Origin of the sequence: Bathymodiolus heckerae thiotrophic gill symbiont (assembly GCF_900128515.1) — a bacterium.
In the GTDB taxonomy this organism is placed as follows: Bacteria; Pseudomonadota; Gammaproteobacteria; order PS1; family Pseudothioglobaceae; genus Thioglobus_A.
In genome coordinates, this window is the sequence record NZ_FQTP01000225.1 from 1 (window position 1) to 1,113 (window position 1,113).

Annotated in this window: 1 protein-coding gene and 1 pseudogene; one reads left to right on the forward strand and one right to left on the reverse strand. The window is 32.6% G+C overall.

Going from position 1 to position 1,113, the window contains the following annotated elements; translation table 11 throughout:
* Positions 1–123: pseudogene (locus BTHERMOSOX_RS11450) on the forward strand (IS1595 family transposase); the annotation flags it as partial.
* Here BTHERMOSOX_RS11450 and BTHERMOSOX_RS11455 read toward each other — a convergent pair.
* Complete coding sequence (locus BTHERMOSOX_RS11455; RefSeq protein WP_138121229.1) at positions 118–984, reverse strand: EamA family transporter; 867 nt, start codon at positions 982–984, stop codon at positions 118–120. The pseudogene BTHERMOSOX_RS11450 and the gene BTHERMOSOX_RS11455 sit on opposite strands and share 6 nt — an antisense overlap.
* Positions 985–1,113: the final 129 nt, after the last annotated feature.

Genomic DNA, 1,113 nt, shown 5'->3' on the forward strand with positions numbered 1-1,113 from the left:
ATGAATAAAAATATGTTTAATTTACACTTGAAAGAATGTGAATTTAGATTCAATAATCGCAAGCAAAATCTTTATAAGATTTTGCTTGAAATGTTCAGAAAAGAGTCGCTTAAGTTGTCATGACCCTATTTTTTTATTATTAGGAAACATAAAGATTAATAGCCCAATTAATACTAAAACAAAGCCAAACAGCTTCTCAAATGAAGCTGTTTCATCAAACATAATGTAAGAGCCTAATAAACCAAATATAGGTATTAATAATGATAATGGCGCTACTTGAGAAACAGGGTATTTAGCCATTAAACCATTCCAAATATAGTAACCAAACAGAGTGGTGATATAAGCTTGGAATACAATTGAGAATACGCCAGTAGAGCCCATATTGACTAAATCTAAAAATACAGCACTACCACTATTGATATAAGCCATTAAAAATAATGGTAATGGTGCAAAAGCACTACCCCAAACTACAAATGAAAGCATGTTTTTTGGCTGGTATTTTTTGATAATAACATTACTAAATGCCCAGCTAATAGCTGCAATAAATACACAAATAATGCCTATTAGTGGTACACTACCATCGGTAATTTGAACGACAAATAATAAACCCAGCATTGATATGAGCATGCCAATATATTGACGCCAATGCAGGAGTTCTTTAAAAAATAGATAGCCCAAAAATAGTGTTATAAACGCACTAAATTGTAGTAACAATGAAGCAACCCCAGCACTTAATCCTAGGAATATACCTAGATTAACCGCACCCCATAAACCAACACCAAATAATAGGCCGTATAGCGCGATTGCTGATATTGGCACATCAGGTTTAGAAATGAAAAATATAAGTGGAATAGCTGCTAAAGAAAATCTTAGTCCTGTCAATACAAAAGGATCTATTGTATTAAGTCCAAGTTTAATGATAGAAAAATTAATACCCCAAATTGCCGCAACAAGAATGCCTTTGATTAAATCCACTCTATTCATACAAATTATTATAGTGGATATAAGTTGTAATTTTCATCAAAGTCGAGGCGTAAGGAATTTGAAAAGGCGGGAACTTATACCCCAAGAGTACTTCCTTTGGGTGCATTAGTAAGTGACTAATTGTAAATT

Coding starts and splice junctions, on each gene's coding strand:
- BTHERMOSOX_RS11455 (WP_138121229.1), bottom strand. CDS start 984: ATGAATAGAGTGGATTTAATCAAAGGCATTCTTGTTGCGGCAATTTGG.